The sequence below is a fragment of the Spiribacter salilacus genome (genome assembly GCF_009649225.1).
In the GTDB taxonomy this organism is placed as follows: domain Bacteria; phylum Pseudomonadota; class Gammaproteobacteria; order Nitrococcales; family Nitrococcaceae; genus Spiribacter; species Spiribacter salilacus.
This window is the reverse complement of the sequence record NZ_WJPP01000002.1, coordinates 459,883-477,225: the sequence shown is the minus strand read 5'-3', so window position 1 is coordinate 477,225 and position 17,343 is coordinate 459,883. Positions and strand designations below refer to the sequence as shown.

The 17,343-nt window shown below is 54.8% G+C and carries 16 protein-coding genes and 1 tRNA gene; 12 read left to right on the top strand and 5 right to left on the bottom strand.

What is annotated here, in order from left to right:
- Positions 1 to 10 precede the first annotated feature (10 nt).
- From phaC to GH984_RS05280, 6 genes are all read left to right on the top strand, one after another.
- The gene (gene phaC / locus GH984_RS05305) at positions 11 to 1,798 is read left to right on the top strand and encodes a class I poly(R)-hydroxyalkanoic acid synthase (RefSeq protein WP_153719150.1); all 1,788 of its coding nucleotides are present in this window, start codon (positions 11 to 13) and stop codon (positions 1,796 to 1,798) included.
- Positions 1,788 to 2,279 (top strand): 5-(carboxyamino)imidazole ribonucleotide mutase, encoded by a 492-nt coding sequence (gene purE / locus GH984_RS05300; protein WP_153719149.1) that lies wholly within the window; start codon positions 1,788 to 1,790, stop codon positions 2,277 to 2,279. Before phaC ends, purE begins: the two co-directional genes overlap by 11 nt.
- Complete coding sequence (locus GH984_RS05295) at positions 2,276 to 3,427, top strand: 5-(carboxyamino)imidazole ribonucleotide synthase (protein ID WP_153719148.1); 1,152 nt, start codon at positions 2,276 to 2,278, stop codon at positions 3,425 to 3,427. The genes purE and GH984_RS05295 overlap by 4 nt, the downstream gene beginning before the upstream one ends.
- 17 nt (positions 3,428 to 3,444) lie before the next feature.
- Positions 3,445 to 4,338 carry a recombination-associated protein RdgC gene (locus GH984_RS05290; RefSeq protein WP_153719147.1) on the top strand — a complete coding sequence of 298 codons (894 nt, stop codon included), beginning with the start codon at positions 3,445 to 3,447 and terminating at the stop codon, positions 4,336 to 4,338.
- Positions 4,339 to 4,442: 104 nt separating this feature from the next.
- Positions 4,443 to 5,390 carry a sulfurtransferase gene (locus GH984_RS05285; RefSeq protein ID WP_153719146.1) on the top strand — a complete coding sequence of 316 codons (948 nt, stop codon included), beginning with the start codon at positions 4,443 to 4,445 and terminating at the stop codon, positions 5,388 to 5,390.
- A 16-nt stretch (positions 5,391 to 5,406) separates the two neighbouring features.
- Positions 5,407 to 6,615, top strand: a complete 1,209-nt coding sequence (locus GH984_RS05280; protein WP_153719145.1) for a YeeE/YedE family protein — start codon at positions 5,407 to 5,409, stop codon at positions 6,613 to 6,615.
- A gap of 82 nt (positions 6,616 to 6,697) precedes the next feature.
- Here GH984_RS05280 and GH984_RS05275 read toward each other — a convergent pair whose 3' ends face one another.
- Positions 6,698 to 7,915, bottom strand: coding sequence for an MFS transporter (locus tag GH984_RS05275; protein ID WP_153719144.1), 1,218 nt, complete (start codon positions 7,913 to 7,915; stop codon positions 6,698 to 6,700).
- 59 nt (positions 7,916 to 7,974) lie between these two features.
- Here GH984_RS05275 and GH984_RS05270 point away from each other — a divergent pair, with 59 nt between their 5' ends.
- Genes GH984_RS05270 through GH984_RS05250 form a run of 5 tightly spaced genes read left to right on the top strand, consistent with a single transcriptional unit; the run spans position 7,975 to position 13,838 of the window.
- Entirely contained in the window at positions 7,975 to 9,249 is a 1,275-nt protein-coding gene (locus GH984_RS05270; protein WP_253939125.1) for a sarcosine oxidase subunit beta family protein, read from the top strand.
- Between the two features lie 12 nt (positions 9,250 to 9,261).
- Entirely contained in the window at positions 9,262 to 9,519 is a 258-nt protein-coding gene (locus tag GH984_RS05265) for a sarcosine oxidase subunit delta (protein WP_153719143.1), read from the top strand.
- On the top strand, positions 9,509 to 12,388 hold the full coding sequence (locus GH984_RS05260) for a 2Fe-2S iron-sulfur cluster-binding protein (protein WP_172973172.1): 2,880 nt from the start codon (positions 9,509 to 9,511) through the stop codon (positions 12,386 to 12,388). Before GH984_RS05265 ends, GH984_RS05260 begins: the two co-directional genes overlap by 11 nt.
- Positions 12,381 to 12,836, top strand: coding sequence for an aminomethyltransferase family protein (locus GH984_RS05255; RefSeq protein ID WP_153719141.1), 456 nt, complete (start codon positions 12,381 to 12,383; stop codon positions 12,834 to 12,836). The genes GH984_RS05260 and GH984_RS05255 overlap by 8 nt, the downstream gene beginning before the upstream one ends.
- Positions 12,837 to 12,863: 27 nt before the next feature.
- On the top strand, positions 12,864 to 13,838 hold the full coding sequence (locus GH984_RS05250; RefSeq protein WP_153719140.1) for a LysR family transcriptional regulator: 975 nt from the start codon (positions 12,864 to 12,866) through the stop codon (positions 13,836 to 13,838).
- Between the two features lies 1 nt (position 13,839).
- On the opposite strand, the gene GH984_RS05245 is transcribed toward GH984_RS05250, so the two are convergent.
- Both GH984_RS05245 and GH984_RS05240 read right to left on the bottom strand, forming a co-directional pair.
- Positions 13,840 to 14,862 carry a histone deacetylase family protein gene (locus tag GH984_RS05245; RefSeq protein ID WP_369691949.1) on the bottom strand — a complete coding sequence of 341 codons (1,023 nt, stop codon included), beginning with the start codon at positions 14,860 to 14,862 and terminating at the stop codon, positions 13,840 to 13,842.
- A 23-nt stretch (positions 14,863 to 14,885) separates the two neighbouring features.
- Positions 14,886 to 14,962, bottom strand: a tRNA-Arg gene (locus GH984_RS05240).
- A gap of 85 nt (positions 14,963 to 15,047) precedes the next feature.
- Here GH984_RS05240 and GH984_RS11080 point away from each other — a divergent pair.
- Entirely contained in the window at positions 15,048 to 15,557 is a 510-nt protein-coding gene (locus GH984_RS11080) for a c-type cytochrome (RefSeq protein ID WP_172973171.1), read from the top strand.
- Here the strand turns inward: GH984_RS11080 and GH984_RS05230 are convergent.
- Complete coding sequence (locus GH984_RS05230; protein WP_153719138.1) at positions 15,537 to 17,048, bottom strand: YifB family Mg chelatase-like AAA ATPase; 1,512 nt, start codon at positions 17,046 to 17,048, stop codon at positions 15,537 to 15,539. The two genes, GH984_RS11080 and GH984_RS05230, sit on opposite strands and share 21 nt — an antisense overlap.
- Positions 17,049 to 17,081: 33 nt before the next feature.
- The gene (gene ubiK / locus GH984_RS05225) at positions 17,082 to 17,333 is read right to left on the bottom strand and encodes a ubiquinone biosynthesis accessory factor UbiK (RefSeq protein ID WP_153719137.1); all 252 of its coding nucleotides are present in this window, start codon (positions 17,331 to 17,333) and stop codon (positions 17,082 to 17,084) included.
- Positions 17,334 to 17,343: the final 10 nt, after the last annotated feature.

Sequence of the window (17,343 nt, the reverse complement as noted above, 5' to 3'; positions counted from 1 at the left end):
GATTAGAACAATGAATGATTCAGTAGAAATAGATGCCAACGAGCTAACCCGGTCACTGTCTGAAATTGCGGGTCGAAGCCAACAGTTGGTGGCAGATTTCCTCTCACGGCAACAGTCGGGAGAGCAGGTATCAATGGACGATGCACTGCATATGAGCAAGTTGTTCACTGACCTTTATACCCGATTGATGTCTGACCCGGTTCAACTGGCCCAGGCGCATATGGCGTTTTGGCAGGACTATATGACGCTCATGCAGAATTCAACGCTGCGTATGATGGGCGTAGACAGCGACCCCGTGCGGCCTGCCGATGATCGAGATAAGCGGTTTGCTCACGACTCTTGGGACGACAACCCGTTTTTTGATTTTGTGAAGCAGTCTTATCTGCTAACTGCTGATTATCTGCATAGCACAGTAGATCGTGCCGAAGGGTTAGATGATAAAACCCGGCGGAAAATTGATTTCTATACCCGTCAGTTTGTGAGTGCGACCTCGCCGAGTAACTTCTTGGCAACCAACCCCGAGGTGCTTGAGCTTACCGTGAAAACCCGCGGTCAAAACCTGATCGATGGGTTGAACAAGCTGCTAGAAGACTTAGAGCGAGGCAACGGCCGATTAAAAATCCGCCAGACGCACCCAGAAGCCTTTGAAGTGGGCAAAGATCTTGCTATCACCCCTGGCAAAGTGGTGTACCGCAATGAGCTAATGGAGCTGATTCAGTACAGCCCCCAAACTGAAGAAGTTGCTCGACGGCCGCTGCTTTTTGTGCCGCCTTGGATTAACAAGTACTACATTTTGGATCTCAAGCCAAAGAACTCGTTTGTGAAGTGGCTAGTCGATCAGGGCTTTACCGTGTTTGTTATCTCTTGGTGCAACCCCAGCGCTGAGCTGGCAGAAAAGCAGTTTGAAGATTACATGCATCAAGGGCCTCTGGCCGCACTTGATGCCGTTGAACAGATTGTTGGCGAGCGCGATGTCAACATGATCGGCTATTGCTTGGGCGGTACGTTGCTTGCCTCAACGCTGGCGTGGATGGCCGATAAAGGGGTAGAAGGGGTGCATAGCGCCACTTTCCTGACTACCCTGCTCGATTTTGAAAGCCCCGGCGAGTTAGAAGTCTTTATCGACGAAGAGCAGCTGGAGACGTTAGAGCGGCAGATGAATGAAAAAGGCTTTTTGGCTGGGCCGCAAATGGCAGCCACCATGTCTAGCCTAAGGTCGAACGATCTCATTTGGTCATTTTTCGTGAATAACTATTTAAAGGGCGAGGATCCATTCCCCTTTGATTTGCTGTTCTGGAATCAAGACGCAACGAATATGCCAGCCCGCATGCATGCGTTTTACCTACGCAATATGTATCTTGAAAATAAGCTGCGTGAGCCTGGCGGTATTCAGCTGGATGGCGTTGATATCGATTTGAGTAAGGTCAAAGTGCCCAACTACTTTGTCTCGGCCAAAGAAGACCATATTGCGCCTTGGCACGCCTGCTATACGGGCGCGAAGTTGCTGGGTGGCCGTGGTCGCTTTGTGCTGGGTGGATCCGGGCATATCGCTGGCGTCATTAATCCGCCCGAAAAGCAAAAGTACGGTTATTGGACAAATTCACGCCGCCCCAAAGATCCAGAAGCATGGCTTGCCAATGCCGAGCAGCATGAGGGCTCTTGGTGGCTGGACTGGGTTGATTGGTTAAAGCCAAAACGTGGTGGCAGCGTGCCAGCGCGCGAGCCTGGCGGCGGGGTATTGAAGCCATTGGCTGATGCGCCCGGGCAGTACGTGAAGGAAAGCCATGATGGCCGATAAGACACCCCAGGTGGGGATTGTCATGGGGAGCCGCTCCGACTGGGAAACGATGGCGCATGCGGCTCGCCAGTTGACTGATTTTGGTATTGAGCATGAGTGCAAGATTGTATCGGCACACCGCACGCCTGCCTGGATGGCAGAGTATGCGGCAACAGCTGAGTCGCGGGGTTTGGTGGCCATTATTGCGGGCGCAGGTGGCGCGGCCCATCTGCCGGGCATGCTCGCTGCGCAAACACCCGTGCCCGTGCTCGGGGTGCCGGTGCAAAGTCGCGCCCTAAAAGGCATGGATTCGCTTTTATCCATTGTGCAAATGCCAGCCGGGGTGCCGGTGGCCACATTTGCAATCGGCGAGGCGGGCGCCCGTAATGCGGCCTTATTTGCCGCTGCTATCCTCGCACGCTTTGACTCGGCCGTGGCCGATGCGCTGAATCACTTTCGCGCGGCGCAAACGCAACGGGTAATGGAGGACGAGCTGCCTTGAGCAAACCGATTCTGCCGGGGGCAACAATCGGCATTTTAGGCAGTGGTCAGCTCGGTCGAATGCTGGCTCAAAGTGCGCGGCAAATGGGCTATCGAGTCTTTACGCTATCACCAGAAAAAGATTCACCCACCGGGCAGATCGCCGATTGTGAGGTTGTGGCGGATTATGCAGACCTTGATGCCATTGAGCAGTTTGCCCAATCCGTTGATGTGGTGACCTTTGAGTTTGAAAACGTAGCGTCTGAGGCAACAGCGGTGGCGGCAAGGCATGCCCCGGTGCGCCCTGATGGGCAAGTGCTGCACATCACGCAAAATCGGTTACGTGAAAAGCAGGCGCTTTCTTCGGCCGGATTGCCACTCACACCGTTTGTGCCGGTATCTGATTTGGCATCGCTAACTGAAGCGATTGCTACCCTAGGTTGCCCAGCGATCCTGAAAACGGCTGGGTTTGGTTATGATGGCAAAGGCCAAGTTCGCATTAACCAACCAGCAGAGGCGCAATCGGCCTGGGCAGGCATCGGGGAACAGCCAGCCGTGCTGGAGCAGGTGGTTGATTTTGAGCTTGAGCTATCGGTTGTTGCTGCCCGTGGGCTTAATGGCCAAGTGGTTGATTATGGGCTAATTGAGAATCGGCACAGTCAGCATATTTTGGATTTATCGATTGCTGATTTGCCGCTATCAGCCACCCAAACAGCCGCCGCCCGTGAAATTGCCCATGGTGTGCTCGAAACGCTTGGCGTGGTGGGCGTGCTTTGTGTGGAGATGTTTCTGACTAAAAGCGGCGATCTGCTCATTAACGAGGTGGCGCCGCGGCCGCATAACTCCGGGCATTTGACGATAGAAGGCTGTGCCACCAGCCAGTTTGCCCAGCAACTGCGTGCCGTTTGTGGGCTTCCACTGGGTGATACAACACGACATTCTGCGGTGGCAATGGCCAATTTGCTTGGCGATTTATGGCAGATCGATGGCAAGCCACAAACGCCTGATTGGTCACAGGCATTGGCAAATTCATGCGTTAATTTACATTTGTATGGTAAGGCAGAGCCGCGTCCGGGACGAAAGATGGGCCATATCACCGCTTTAGGGGCAACGCGTGAAGAAGCAGCGCAAAACGCATTAGCAGCGCGCGCTGCGCTGACATCTCATTAACTAAAAAGAGTATTTCCATGTGGTTTCGCAATCTTTGCGTTTATCAGCTTGCTGATGCGTTCGCGTTAAGTTCTGAGCAGTTGGAGTCACGCTTAGCAGGAGCGGCATTTCAACCCGTTGGTCCGCATGACCCTGAAACTCGGGGCTGGGTGTCGCCGCTAAGCACCGGGGGTGAGCTACTTGCGCATGTGGCGGGCACACAAATGATGATGTGCTTGCAAACTGAAGTGCGGGTGCTGCCGGCAGCCGTCGTTAAAGAAAATGTCGAGCAACGTGCTGAGGAGCGTGAAGCGGCAATGGCAAGGCCCTTAGGCAAGCGCGAGCGCACCCGGCTTAAAGAAGAAGTGACCATGGATCTGTTGCCTCGAGCGTTTACAAAGCGGCGAAAAACCTATGGCTACTTTGATATGGAGAATCGCTGGCTGGTGGTGGATGCGAGCAGCTGGAAAGAGGCGGAGATATTTACCGAAGACCTGCGCGCAGCGCTAAGCAGCTTGCCATTGCGGCCGCTGCAAACGGATTCAGCACCGCATCAAGTTATGACAGAGTGGCTGGCACATGATCGGTTTCCAAGTGATTTAGAGCCAGGCGAGGAAGCGGTTTTTGAAGACCCGCGCAGCGAAGGCGCTGAAATTAGCTGCCGTCGACAGGATTTAAGAAGTAACGAAATCCGTGCCCATATTAAGGCGGGTAAGCGGGTTAAGCGGCTGGCGATTGCCTGGGATCAGCGCCTTGAAGCGGTGATGGATACGGATTTATCGATTAAACGGCTGCGCTTTGCCGATTTGGTGCAATCCGAAAGTGGTGATCGGGAGGCCGAAACCCCGGCAGAGCGCTTTGATGCTGATTTTGTCATGATGACTGGCGAGCTAGCGCGCTTTATCCCGCGCCTGCTGGCATGGTTTAGCTAATCTTTATTCTATTTAGTTATATACATAGCATAAATAATTCCTTTTCATTGTTAACGATGCGGGTAGCCTACGGGGCAATCTTTCTGAATAACTGGAGTGGTTCAATGAATAAGGTAAAGGCTGTGTTCGCTGCCTTGGCATTGTTTGTTTCTGGGGGCGCCGTATTGGCTGCACCAGCGGTAACGCCGTTGGTCGATAGCGCATGGTTAGCCGACAACTTACAGGCCGATAATCTTGTCATTATTGACGTGCGCAGCGGCATCGACGGTACGAATGCGGAAGGTTTTGCCGCCGGTCATATTCCAGGCTCCGTTTACGCAAGCTACACCGATGGTGGGTGGCGGACCAGCGTTAATGGCGTGCCTGGCATGACACCGGGCGTTGAAGATCTGCAAACCTACATTCAAAGCTTGGGTGTGAGTAATGATGACGCAGTGGTCATTGTGCCAGCTGGCGTCGGGTCAACTGACTTCGGTAGTGCTGCCCGAGTGTATTGGACCTTTAAGCTGTTGGGGCATGATGCGGTGGGTATTCTCAACGGCGGCTTGAAGGGTTGGGTTGATGCAGGTGGCGAGCTAGCAACCGGTCAGACTAACGCCACCGCGGGTAACTTTACGGCAAACCTGCGCCCAGAGCTTTTGGTGAGCGCAGAGCAGGTGCAAGCTGGCATCAATGGCGGCTCACAGTTGGTAGATGCCCGGCCGGCTGCGCAGTTTCGTGGTGAAGCGAAACATCCGGCATCAGCAAACGCGGGCACCATCCCCGGTGCGGCCAGTTTAGAAGAGCATCTGTTAGTGCAGGAAGGCTCTTCGAACTTTGTGGATGCCGCCGAGGTATCCCGTCTGGTCGACGCTGCGGGTATTGATGGCAGCGAGCCAGTCGTTTCCTTCTGCAATACCGGCCATTGGGCGGCGACTGTATGGTTTGCGCTATCTGAGGTGGCCGGGCTAGAGAGCGTGGCAATGTACGATGGCTCGATGACAGAGTGGACGCAGGATGCTAATCGGCCCTTGGTGGCGGGTCAGCAAGCGCTTAGCGACCTGTTGAACTAGGGATAAGAGCTCACGCATGTCAACGCTGGCTGAAGCCATCAATGGAGAACGCCCTGCAAGTGCCAAGCGCCTGCAGGGCGATCGCTTTGTTTTAACCGTCGTTGGCATTGCGGCTTTGGTGCTTGGCGTGCTGATTTGGCAGCAGGCATCAGCGCAGTTTGTGGCGCTATTTTTAATTGGTGGCGGCTTGGGCGTTGCCCTGTATCACGCTGCCTTCGGATTTACCGCTGGGTGGCGTAACTATATTGTTAAACGCCGCAGCCGTGGGCTGCGCGCTCAGCTGATTTTGCTGGCCGTCTCTTCCGTGCTCTTCATTCCTGTGGTTGCCAGTGGCTTAGCCAATGGCGCAATCGCACCAGTGGGTGGTTTTGTGATTGTTGGCAGCTTCTTGTTTGGCGTGGGAATGCAGCTTGGCGGGGGTTGTGGTTCAGGCACTCTATTTACCGTAGGTGCTGGCAATCGGCGCATGTTAATAACCCTAATCGCGTTTATTGTGGGTTCGGTGCTTGGCACCATCCATTTACCCTGGTGGCTGGCTGGGCCCAATATCGGCGCCATCGATTTAGCGCAATCGCTGGATCCGGTCGGCGCGATTTTATTGCAAGTTTCCGTGTTGTTGGCGCTCGTTTGGGTGGTGGTTAATGTTGAGCGTGAGCGGCATGGCTCGGTTGAGCGGCTGTTTGTGCGCCCAGATGGCCCCTGGTGGGTCACTTTAATTGGTGGTGGTTGGCCGCTGATTTGGGGCGTAATTGCGCTAGCCGGTCTAGGGCTAGCCACTTTATTGATTGCTGGCCAGCCATGGGGTATTACGTTTGCCTTTGCGGTATGGGGTGCTAAGGCCCTAGCAGCAGTGGGTGTTGATATGAGTCAGTTTGAATACTGGAGCTGGCCGTATCCTGCCCGTGTGCTGCGTGAAAGCGTATTAGTGAATGTAACTTCCGTGATGAACTTTGGGCTGCTGTTAGGGGCAATGTTGGCCGCTGGGTTGGCGGGCCGGTTTAATGCGGGTAGTCAAAATCGCCTTGGGCTTTTAAATGTGAGTGCGGCCATTATTGGCGGGTTGCTGATGGGTTATGGCGCAAGATTAGGTTTTGGCTGCAATATCGGTGCATTCTTTAGCGGTATTGCAACGGCAAGTCTGCATGGCTGGGTTTGGCTGGTCTTTGGTTTTCTCGGCTCCATTATGGGTGTTGCCCTGCGACCTCGCTTTGGTATGGATAACTAATCATGAATGCTGAAAAACCACGCTACAGCCGAATCAATTTGGTGGTTACCTTGGTAATTTTGATTCTGCTGGTTGTACTCGATCACTGGTCCTCAGTTAGCGGGTAACTGCTCAGCCGGCGTGCCCTCCAAATCAGGCTCATGCCAATTAGAGTGCCCGCGGCAACAAGAAAAAACGTTTTTGTGTAGCTGCCAATCAGTGGCTGCATTAGGGTAAAGACCGTTGGCCCCACCATCACGCCAGCAAACGTGACAAAAAGTGCGCCGCCCGAAATGCGCGCAACGGCGCCGGCTGGCGCGGCGCGAGCAACCTCTGACAAATAAACCCCGTTCCAGCTGAGGGCACCAAAGCTAAATAGGCAGAGCGCCGCTGTGATCAGCCAAATAGGCCATGCCTGGGTCATTTGCGTAACGAGAAGGCTGCCTGAGAGCGAAACGCTATTCACTAAGAGTAAGGCGATCAGCCCATTGCCAATAGCATCGGCAATCCAGCCCCAGAGCATGCGCCCAATAACCCCAACCACCTGCACGATCGCAAGAATAACCCCGGCATGCACCAATGAAAGGTGGATGTCCTCGACGAGCAAGGTGACGGTAAAAACGGTTAAGCAGAGCTGCGAGGCACTAAAGAAAAATGACGCAATAGCGAGTAGTCGCAGTGGCTGGTGCCGCCAAACGAGCATAAGGTCAGCAAATGGTGCAGCCTGCCATGTTGTTGTCCGACGCCGATCGCCATCCCATTGGTGACGCCGTCGCTGCAATAAAATTAATCCCAGTACAGCGGGTATCACCACGCTAATCACCGCCACACGCCAGCCATAGGCAACAGCCAAGGCGGGCGCTACGGCACCGGCTAGCATGCCGCCCAGTGGAACACCGGTTTGTTTAATACCAAAGACCAGGCCGCGCCGATTTTTGTCGGTAAAGCGCACTAGTAGGTGGGAGGCCGCGGGATTGGTGAGGCCATATCCAAGCCCCATTAGCACGCTAGAGAATACAAACAAGGGCAACGTACCGATCGCCATTAATGCCGCGCCGGTGGCGAGTAAACCTAAAGCAACTTGGGTGGTGCGGCAGGCACCTAGCCGCTGATTAACGCCACCACCCGTTAAAGATGCCAGCATAGCGCCAAAGTAGAGCAGGCTGATTTGAATGCCGATTAATGAAGGGGATACCTCAAGCGCAACGCCAATTGCAGGTGCAATTGCAGCCGGAAATACGGCCACCATTGCTGCAAAGGTCAGCGCACCGGTCGTTGCGATCAGTACGCCGGTTGTATCAGATTTTGCCTGATCTTCCATAAGTAAAACTGATTGTTTGCCCTAGTTTTTGTGCAAATAGCGGCATAGCATGGTAATGCATGACTACACTTGACCCCATCATGCGTTATTCCGCATTCAATTTGTTCAAACAGGGCCTGCGTGGTCATCGCGGCTGGCCGCTTGCATGGCGTGCACCCACGCCAGCCAAACATTATGACGTGATTATCATCGGCGGGGGCGGTCATGGCCTGGCAACTGCCTATTATCTGGCCAAAAATCATCGCGTCGGGCGTATCGCTGTTTTAGAAAAAGGCTGGATTGGCGGTGGCAATACGGGGCGCAACACCACAATTGTTCGCTCCAATTACATGATTGGCAGTAATGTCGACTTTTATGAATGGTCAATGAAGCTCTGGGAAGGGCTGTCTCAAGATCTAAATTTTAACGTCATGCTCTCCCAGCGTGGGCAATTTAACTTGGTGCATAGCGATGCCCAAGTTGATGCCGCGCGCAGACGGGGGAATGTGATGCGCGCCCATGGTATCGACGCCGAGTTGCTTGATGCACAGGCGGTGCAGGAGGCGTTGCCGCAACTAGATTATCGCGACTCGGCGCGTTTTCCGATTTATGGAGCGCTTTATCAAGGCCGCGCAGGCACTGCACGACATGATGCTGTGGCATGGGGCTATGCGCGTGCAGCTGATCGTTTAGGTGTGGATATCATTCAAAACTGTGAAGTCAGCGGCTTTGAATTCTCAGGTGAGCGAGTGGTGGGTGTGAAAACAAACTTGGGCACCATCGGCGCAGGGCGCGTGGGGGTGGCGGTTGCCGGCAACTCAGGGCGCCTAGCGCAAATGGCCGGGTTTGAGCTACCCATCGAAAGCCATATTTTGCAGGCGTTTGTTAGTGAGTCAATCAAACCTTGCCTCGATCATGTGGTGGGTTTTGGCGCTGCGCATTTTTATATCAGTCAGTCTGACAAGGGTGGCTTGGTATTTGGGGGCGATCTGGATGGTTATAACTCGTATGCCCAGCGCGGCAACATGCCGATCTTGCGTGATGTGATTTCAAGTGCGGTTGCCCTAATGCCCCAAGTCTCTCGATTACGCTTGCTGCGGCATTGGGGGGGTGTAATGGATATGACCATGGACGGCAGTCCAATTATTGGCCCCACGCCTGTCGATGGCCTTTTTCTTAACGGTGGCTGGTGTTACGGCGGGTTTAAGGCAACGCCAGCCTCAGGCTGGTGTTTTGCCCATTCGCTGGCCAATGGTGGGCATCATCCGCTGGCAACCGACTTTACGCTAGAGCGTTTTGAAAAAGGACTAACGCTCGATGAAAAGGGTATGGGGCCTCGCCCCTGGGCGCATTAGGAGCCACTGAGTATGCGAATTACCTGTCCTTATTGTGGCCAGCGAGACTTGGCCGAGTTTGCCTACGGCGGTGATGCAACTCAGCCGCGGCCTGATGAAGCAGATTTAGATGCGGAGCGTTGGGCGCAATACGTCTTTTCACGCAAGAATCCGCGAGGCTGGCATCAAGAGTACTGGCAGCATCTGCATGGCTGCCGAGCTTGGCTTCAGGTAACTCGAAATACCGCAACCCATGAAATCGCAGAGGTGGGGTTACCCCATGGCCAATAGACTGCCTAACGCGATAGGTATTGATACCGATAGCCCGATTGAATTTAGCTTCAATGGCCGCCGCTATACGGGGCTGCAGGGCGATACATTAGCGTCGGCATTATTAGCGAATCATCAGCGGATAATTGGGCGGAGCTTTAAATATCATCGCCCACGCGGCATTTTAAGCATTGGTAGCGAAGAGCCCGCAGCACTGGTTACTCTTGGCACCGGTGCTCAAGCCGAGCCCAATACCAAAGCAACAACGGTCATGCTTAGGCAGGGCATGGCGGCATCTTCACAAAACTGCTGGCCATCACCCCGTTTTGATTTGATGGCCATTAATGGGCTGTTTGCGCCCTTTTTTGTGGCGGGGTTCTATTACAAAACATTTATGCGCCCAGCCAGTGCCTGGGAGCCGCTTTATGAGCGGGTGATTCGGCGTGCTGCTGGATTGGGCAAAGCACCTGATGGGCCAGATCCTGATCGGTATGGGCAAATCGAGGCAAGCTGTGATGTGCTTGTGATTGGTGGTGGAGCGGCGGGTTTAGAGGCTGCGCGCACGGCCGCAGCAACCGGTGCCGATGTAATGGTTGCTGAGGAGCGTGCCTGGTTTGGTGGTCAGCTTGCCTTAGCGCCCGCGTTAGTGAATGGACAGGCAGGGCAGGATTGGGTGGAGCAGACCGTTCGTGAGCTCGAAGGCCAGCCCAATGTCCGTTTGCTTAAAGAAACCGCTGCCTACGGCCTTTATGATGACAAAGTTGTTGGGTTGATTGAGACGGTAGCAAGTGATGCGCCATCCGGTGCGCGTCAGCGTAGTTGGGTTGTTCGCCCGAAACAGGTGATTTTTGCAACCGGTGCCATCGAGCAGCCACTCGCCTTTGTGGGCAACGACCTGCCGGGCGTGATGTTAGCCGGCGCTGCGCTGGGTTATGCGTTTCGTTTTGGCGTTGCACCCGGCAAGGCGGTGTTATTGGCGGGTGGCGATGAGCAAATTGTGCAAACCGCTTTGTCACTCAAGCAACTCGGCGTTCATGTGGTGGGCGTTGTTGATTCGAGACAGACACCGCCTAGCGACGGGATGGCTAGGCTTGCTGATGCCGGCATTCCTTACCACGTAGGGTGCGTGATTGGGCGTGCTCGTGGCTGGCAGTCAGTTGCTGGTGCTGAAATTGTGCCGCTGGAAGGAACCGCGGCAAGAATGAATGAGCGGCAGTCGGTTCGCTGCGACACAGTGGCAGTTTCAGGCGGTTGGCAGCCGTCTGTGCATTTGCAATGTCATTTAGGCGGACGCCCTGGGTTTGATCAGACGCATGGCATTTTTCTGCCGCCTGAGCTTGGCGAGGGGTTTCAGACGGTTGGCCGCGCGGCGGGTGTCATCAACGATGGAGACTGGGGCCCGGTGGATCGTCTGCGCGTTTTCCCAGCCGCCGGTGGGGGAAAACGATTTATTGATTGGCAACATGATGTAACGGTTGAAGATGTTGAGCTGGCTTATCGTGAAGGCTATCGCTCCGTTGAGCACTTAAAGCGTTACACCACCCTTGGTATGGGGACTGACCAAGGGAAGACATCGAATATTCTTGGTTTGCATGCCCTTGCCACAGTGCTCGGCAGTTCGGTAGCAGAGGCGGGTACAACAACCTTTAGGCCTCCGTATATTCCCATTACCTTCGGTGCGCTTACCGCCGCGGAGCGCGATCGGGATTTTCGGCCCGTGCGTCGCGCCCCAGCCGAAGCTGCGCATCGCGCCTTAGGGGCTGAGATGATCACCGCTGGCTTGTGGTATCGGCCTCGGGTCTATCCACAACCGGGTGAGTCTGCGGCCCATGCTGTTCGCCGTGAAGCGGCGCAGGTTCGTGCCACGGTGGGTGTTGTTGATGTTTCTACGCTTGGCAAAATTGCCCTGGTTGGGCCAGATGCGCCTGAAGTGGTTAATCGGCTGTATGCCAACGGGATGAAAACGCTACCGCCCGGTAAGGCCCGTTATGGCTTAATGCTCAGAGACGATGGCTTGATCATGGATGATGGCACGGTAGCGCGATTCGATACAGATCGTTATTTGTTAACAACGACCACCGCAAACGCTGCTTTGGTTCTGTCGCATATTGAGTTTTTGCTTGAGACGGCTTGGGTGGATTTGCAAGCAATGGCAATTAGCGTTTCTGATCATTGGGCGGCTTTCGCCATTGCTGGGCCACAGAGTCGTGCGGTGGTACAGGCGCTGCTGCCAGAAGAAGACTTAAGTGCCGAGGCACTGCCCTTTCTTGGCGTTAGAGAAACCCTGTTTGAGGGGAAAGATTGCTTGGTTATGCGCAATAGCTATTCTGGTGAGCTTGCCTTTGAGGTGTATGTGACGGCAGATCATGGCCTTCGCTTGTGGGAGCAAATTTTGCAGGTTGGGCAGGCTTATTCCATTACGCCCTATGGCACCGAGGCAATGGCCACACTGCGCATCGAAAAAGGGCATATTGCCGGGCCTGAATTGGATGGACGAGTAACCGCGGATGATGTGGGGTTGGCGCGAATGGTGGCCCGCCGTAAGCCGTGTGTGGGACAGGCACTTCGCCACCGGCCAGGGCTGCAAAAGCCCAATCGGCCGCGGTTGGTGGGCTTGCTGCCGATGGATTCTCAGGCGCCGCTGAAGGCGGGCAGCCTATTGCGGCCAATTGGCGCGCAAGAGGGTGGTGATGCGATTGAAGGCCATGTCACCTCAGTCACATTTAGCCCTGCAATGGATTCAATGATTGCTTTGGGCATGCTGACGCGGGGCGATGCTCGGCATGGCGAAATAATTGAGATCTGGGATGGGCTTGCTAATCAAACATTCACCGTAAAGGTGGTGCCGCCTGTTTTTGTTGATCCGCAAGGGGAGCGGTTGCATGGGTAAGCCTGATCAGGAACTGACCTTGCGTGAACAGCCTATTGTGGGTGCCTGGGTGGTCGAGTCGCCAGCAGATGATCGTGCGTTTCAGCAGATCAGCGACGTGCTCGCCATTCGGCTGCGTCCAACCCGGTACTATGTTGTGACAAATAGTGCGCAGGCTGCCGCTGAGTTACCCGCCCTGTTTGCTGCGCCTATGGTTATCGCCTGTAGCCAGCAGCGCACTTGGTTTGTACTTGAAGGCCCGTCAGTGCGAACCATGCTGGATCGGCTCACGCCAATTGATTTGCGCGCTACAGCCTTTCCTAACGGTGCCACGGCTTCTGGGCAGATTGGCCAGATTGATGTCATGCTGCATGCGCGCGCCGACGGCGCCTTTGATTTATTCCCTCTGCGTAGTTATGCCGAAGCGCTGGCGCAGACGCTGCCTGGTCGCTTACGATTGGTAAGATAGGCAAAGCCAGAATAAGGATGCCATAGCATGGCCAAAGACGGCCCCAAGGCGGGGTTGAGTGATTTGCGTGCATTAGAGATTTTCGTCAGTGTTGCTGAGTCGGGCAGTATGACGGCAACTGCACGGCGCCTAAACATGTCGCAATCGGGTGTCTCTCAGGTTATCCGTCAGCTTGAACAAGCGCTTGGCGTACCTTTATTAGATCGCAGCGTAAGACCAACCGCACTGACCCACCCTGGGCATGAGCTTCATCACCGCGCCAGACGCTTATTGGCTGCCGCCGCCGATGCCGCGCAGGCAGTACGGCGCGCTGCCAATGTGGGTGAAGCCAAGCTGCGCATCGGCTTGGTTGATTCGCTTGCCGTTAACGTTGGCCCCGCACTGGCAACCAGGCTGCGCGAGGCGGGCGGTGGGTGTCTGCTGTTATCAGGACAGTCACTGAGCCATGTGGATGGGCTAAGGCGGCGTGAGCTGGATTTAGTGATTACCAGCGACACCAGTCTGGTTGAGCAGGAAGGCATTGCCGCTGAGCCGCTGTTAGCAGAGCCGATGGTCCTGGTTCTACCAGCAGATTACCCGCATGCCGATGAAGGGCTAGAGCGTATAGTGGCCGATCTTGAATTGGTGGCTTATAGCGAGCGTGCGGCATTATCACGACAAGTTGCCCTGCATCTCAGTCGGCTCCGCTTGCAGCCAAGGTGTAATTTGGCCTTCGATTCCACCGATTCGGTTTTTACGATGGTTGGCGCCGGGCTGGGTTTTGCCGTGACGACACCGCTGTGTCTGCTGCAGGGGCGCGAGCGGCTACGCCATGTTCAGATCGTGCCGCTGCCCGGGCCGGTGGTAAAACGCCATCTCTCGGTGGGGTATCACGTGGGTGAGTTTGATGTGCTGGCCAAAGAGATGGTGAGCGTTTGCAGAGCGGCACTGCGCGCTGATGCCCTGCCAGCGCTTCAGCCACTGGGCGCTTGGCTAACCCGAGATTTTTGGCTGGGCGATTAGCCTAGCCCGCGTGAGTTAGCCCGGCAATCAACCGCTCTGTATTACTCGCTAAGCTATCGTAATGATAGCCGCCCTCCTGAATAACCACCGTTGGCAGGTTTAATTGGGCAATTTGGCTGCCCAGCTGCTGGATATCATCGGGTTCGACGCCAATTTTGGCCTGCGGATCTTCTCGATAGATATCAAAGCCATTACAAAAAACAAAGGCATCTGGCGCAAACAGTTTGATTGCGTTTAATGCCTTATCGAGCTGACGATAAAAAGCCGCGGGCCCTGATCCATGGGGTAGAGGCAGGTTTAAGTTGTAACCCATGCCTTCACCCGTGCCGCGCTCATCTTCAAAGCCCGTTACGACAGGGTAGAAGTTGGTGGGGTCACCATGAATCGATATATAAAGGACGTCTGCGCGATCATAAAAGATCTCTTGAATGCCCTGACCATGATGCACGTCGGTATCTAAAATTGCGATGCGCGGAAAACGCGCCTGCAACGCTTCAGCGGCAATGGCGGCGTTATTGAGATAACAAAAGCCGCCGGCGGCATCCCGCCTTGCGTGGTGGCCTGGTGGGCGGCACAGCGCAAAGCTCATGTTTTCGCCTTTAACCACTTCATCAGCAGCGCTGACAGCGCATTGTGCTGACCAATACGCGGCCTCCCAAGTATGTTCTCCCACTGGGCAGCTGCCATCGGCCAGATAACACGCAGCCTCAGCCAAAATACCGCGCAGGTTGTTGGGTGAGCGAACAAAAATATTAGAAATAACCTCGTTACCCCAATCCTCGGGCATGCTTGTCCATTCTGCATGACAGGCCTGCAAGAACCGCAGATAGCCTAAGTCATGTACCCGGTTGATTGGCCGCATGCCGTGATCTGCTGGGGTTTGCGTGACGATGCCGGTGCTCTCAAGACCCGTTCGAATGTGACCAGTGCGCTCAGGAATTTCCTGCGGTGCGCGCATTTGGCCCCGCGTAAAATAGGTGCGCGGGTGATGTAAGTCTTGCCGAGGATCAAAGAATGCTTTCACGATAATTACTTCCTGCAAAAAGGTGGCGCGCCCGACAGGAGTCGAACCTGTGACCTTCGGCTTCGGAGGCCGACGCTCTATCCAGCTGAGCTACGGGCGCACGGGCAGAATTGTACAACAGTTTTCGCTTATCAGCATTGTCGCTATACTTTGCAGAATTGAATTTTAATGGTGAGGGTAGCTTAGTGAGCGCAGAGCAGGATAACGTTTTCATTCGTAACTTTGCGATGGTGATTGGGGCACTGCTCGGAGTCACAGTATTTTTAATTCTGATCGCGAATGTTTTTTTTGGAACTGATAACCCCGAGCGGGCCGCCCTTGCCCAAGAGCGTGCGCAACAAAATATGAATCCGCTTTACTCTGTGCGGCTGACGGGTGATCCAGCGCCGGTTATGGCTGGTGCCGATTCAGCCGCAGAAGATGATGGCGTGATGGAAGTGCGCAGTGGTGAGCAGGTAGTGCAGGCTGTTTGTATTGCCTGTCATCAAGGCAATTTCATGAACGCACCGGGTGTTGGCGATGCCGAAGGGTGGTCAGCGCGCATCGGCCAGGGTTGGGCCACGCTAATTGAGCATACGGCGCAAGGCTACGGCAATATGCCTGCCCAGGGTGCCAGTGCCACTGAAGAAGAGATTCGTGCGGCCATTGAGTGGATGGTGGTTACAGAAACGGGATTAGAGATCCCCGAGTCTTAGATTCATTCGATAGCCCACGGCCTCAGCAACATGATGGGGCTGTGGGGTCTTCTCGCCTTCTAAATCTGCAATCGTGCGAGTCAGCCGTAGGCATCGGTGCCAGGCTCTTGCCGTGAGGTTGAATTGATCGCTGGCTCGACGGAGCACGGCCATTGCGGCAGGGCTTAGGGGGCAGCTTGCCTTTAGTGCCTGATTATCCAGCAGGGCCGCGGGTACGCCATCACGTGCCATTTGTACCGATCGTACTCGACTGACGCGGTTGCGAACGGTTGTGCTGTTCTCTGCCACGTCTAAGTCTTCCAGCTCCGCGGCCTTTACGCGTGCCACATCAACCTGAAGATCAATCCGATCTAGCAATGGGCCACTCAGCTTGGCGCAATATTGTCTGACTTTATTATCAAGACATTTACATAACCCGTTTTGATCACCCCTATAACCACAGGGGCAGGGGTTCATGGCGGCCACTAACTGAAAATTGGCTGGGTAAGTCATATGATGGCGGGCCCGCGTGATATGAATGACCTGGCTTTCTAACGGCTCGCGTAGCGCCTCAAGGGCAGCACGTGGAAATTCTGGTAGCTCGTCGAGAAATAAAACGCCATGGTGCGCTAGAGAGATTTCACCGGGGCGTGGCTTAGCACCACCCCCAGTTAGCGCCGTGGACGTGGTGGTGTGGTGAGGGCGCCTAAAAGGGCGTTGCCCCCATTGGTTGGCGTCATACCCACCCTGGGCAATCGATTGAATCGTAGCGCTCTCTAGGGCCTCTTCAGTGGTCATCGCTGGCATAAGCCCCGGGAGTCGACTGGCCAGCATGGTTTTGCCACTACCGGGTGGTCCACGAAACAAAAGGCTATGGCCCCCCGCTGCGGCTAGCTCTAGTGCACGTCTAGCGCGGTGTTGACCACGCACATCACTCAAATCCTCCATAACTACCGCGGGTGTTTGAATAAAACCAGGATCAGCAGTGACCAATGGTAACGGTGCACTACCGCGCAAATGTGAAATCACCTCTGCCAGGCTTTCAGCGCTGTGAATTTTTCCATGAGCCAGTGCGGCCTCGGCGGCATTGGCATTGGCAACAATCAAGGTTTCATTGGCATGTTGGCTATGTGCTGCGATGGGTAGGATCCCATGGATGGGACGCAATGCTCCGCTGAGTGCTAGCTCTGCGCTAAAAAGCGTGTTTGTGATGGCATCTGCTGGTAGCTCGCCAACGGCCATTAAGATGCCAATGGCAATGGCTAAATCAAATCGCGCCCCGTCTTTCGGTAAATCCGCCGGCGCAAGGTTAATGGTGACCCGCCGTGGCGGGAATCGGTAACCACTATTCTCTAGGGCGCCACGAACGCGGGCACGAGCCTCTCGCACCGCGGCATCCGGTAACCCAACAATTGACATGGAGGGCAGGCCGCCCCCGAGATGAACTTCAACATTGATCTTGGGCGCTTGCACACCAAGAAGCGTGCGTGTTTCAACAACCGCAAGTGACATGGCCCATGCACCTCCTTGTGCAATGTGGCAGTTTTACTCGGCTTTTTCGGTACCTTCCAGTGCCGCAATACGAGCTTCTAAGGCCTCGAGTTTTTCTCTGGTGCGTGCAAGGACCTTTGCCTGTGCATCAAATTCTTCTCGCGTGACCAATTCCATTCGGTTAAACGCACTTTGCGCAGCGATGCGAACATTTTTTTCGACTTCCTGCTGCAGATCACGCAGTCCGCTTGGTAATTGCTCGGTAAAGCGCCGTGCGAGTTCGTCGAGTTGCTTTGGATCGAGCATGATTTTGCCT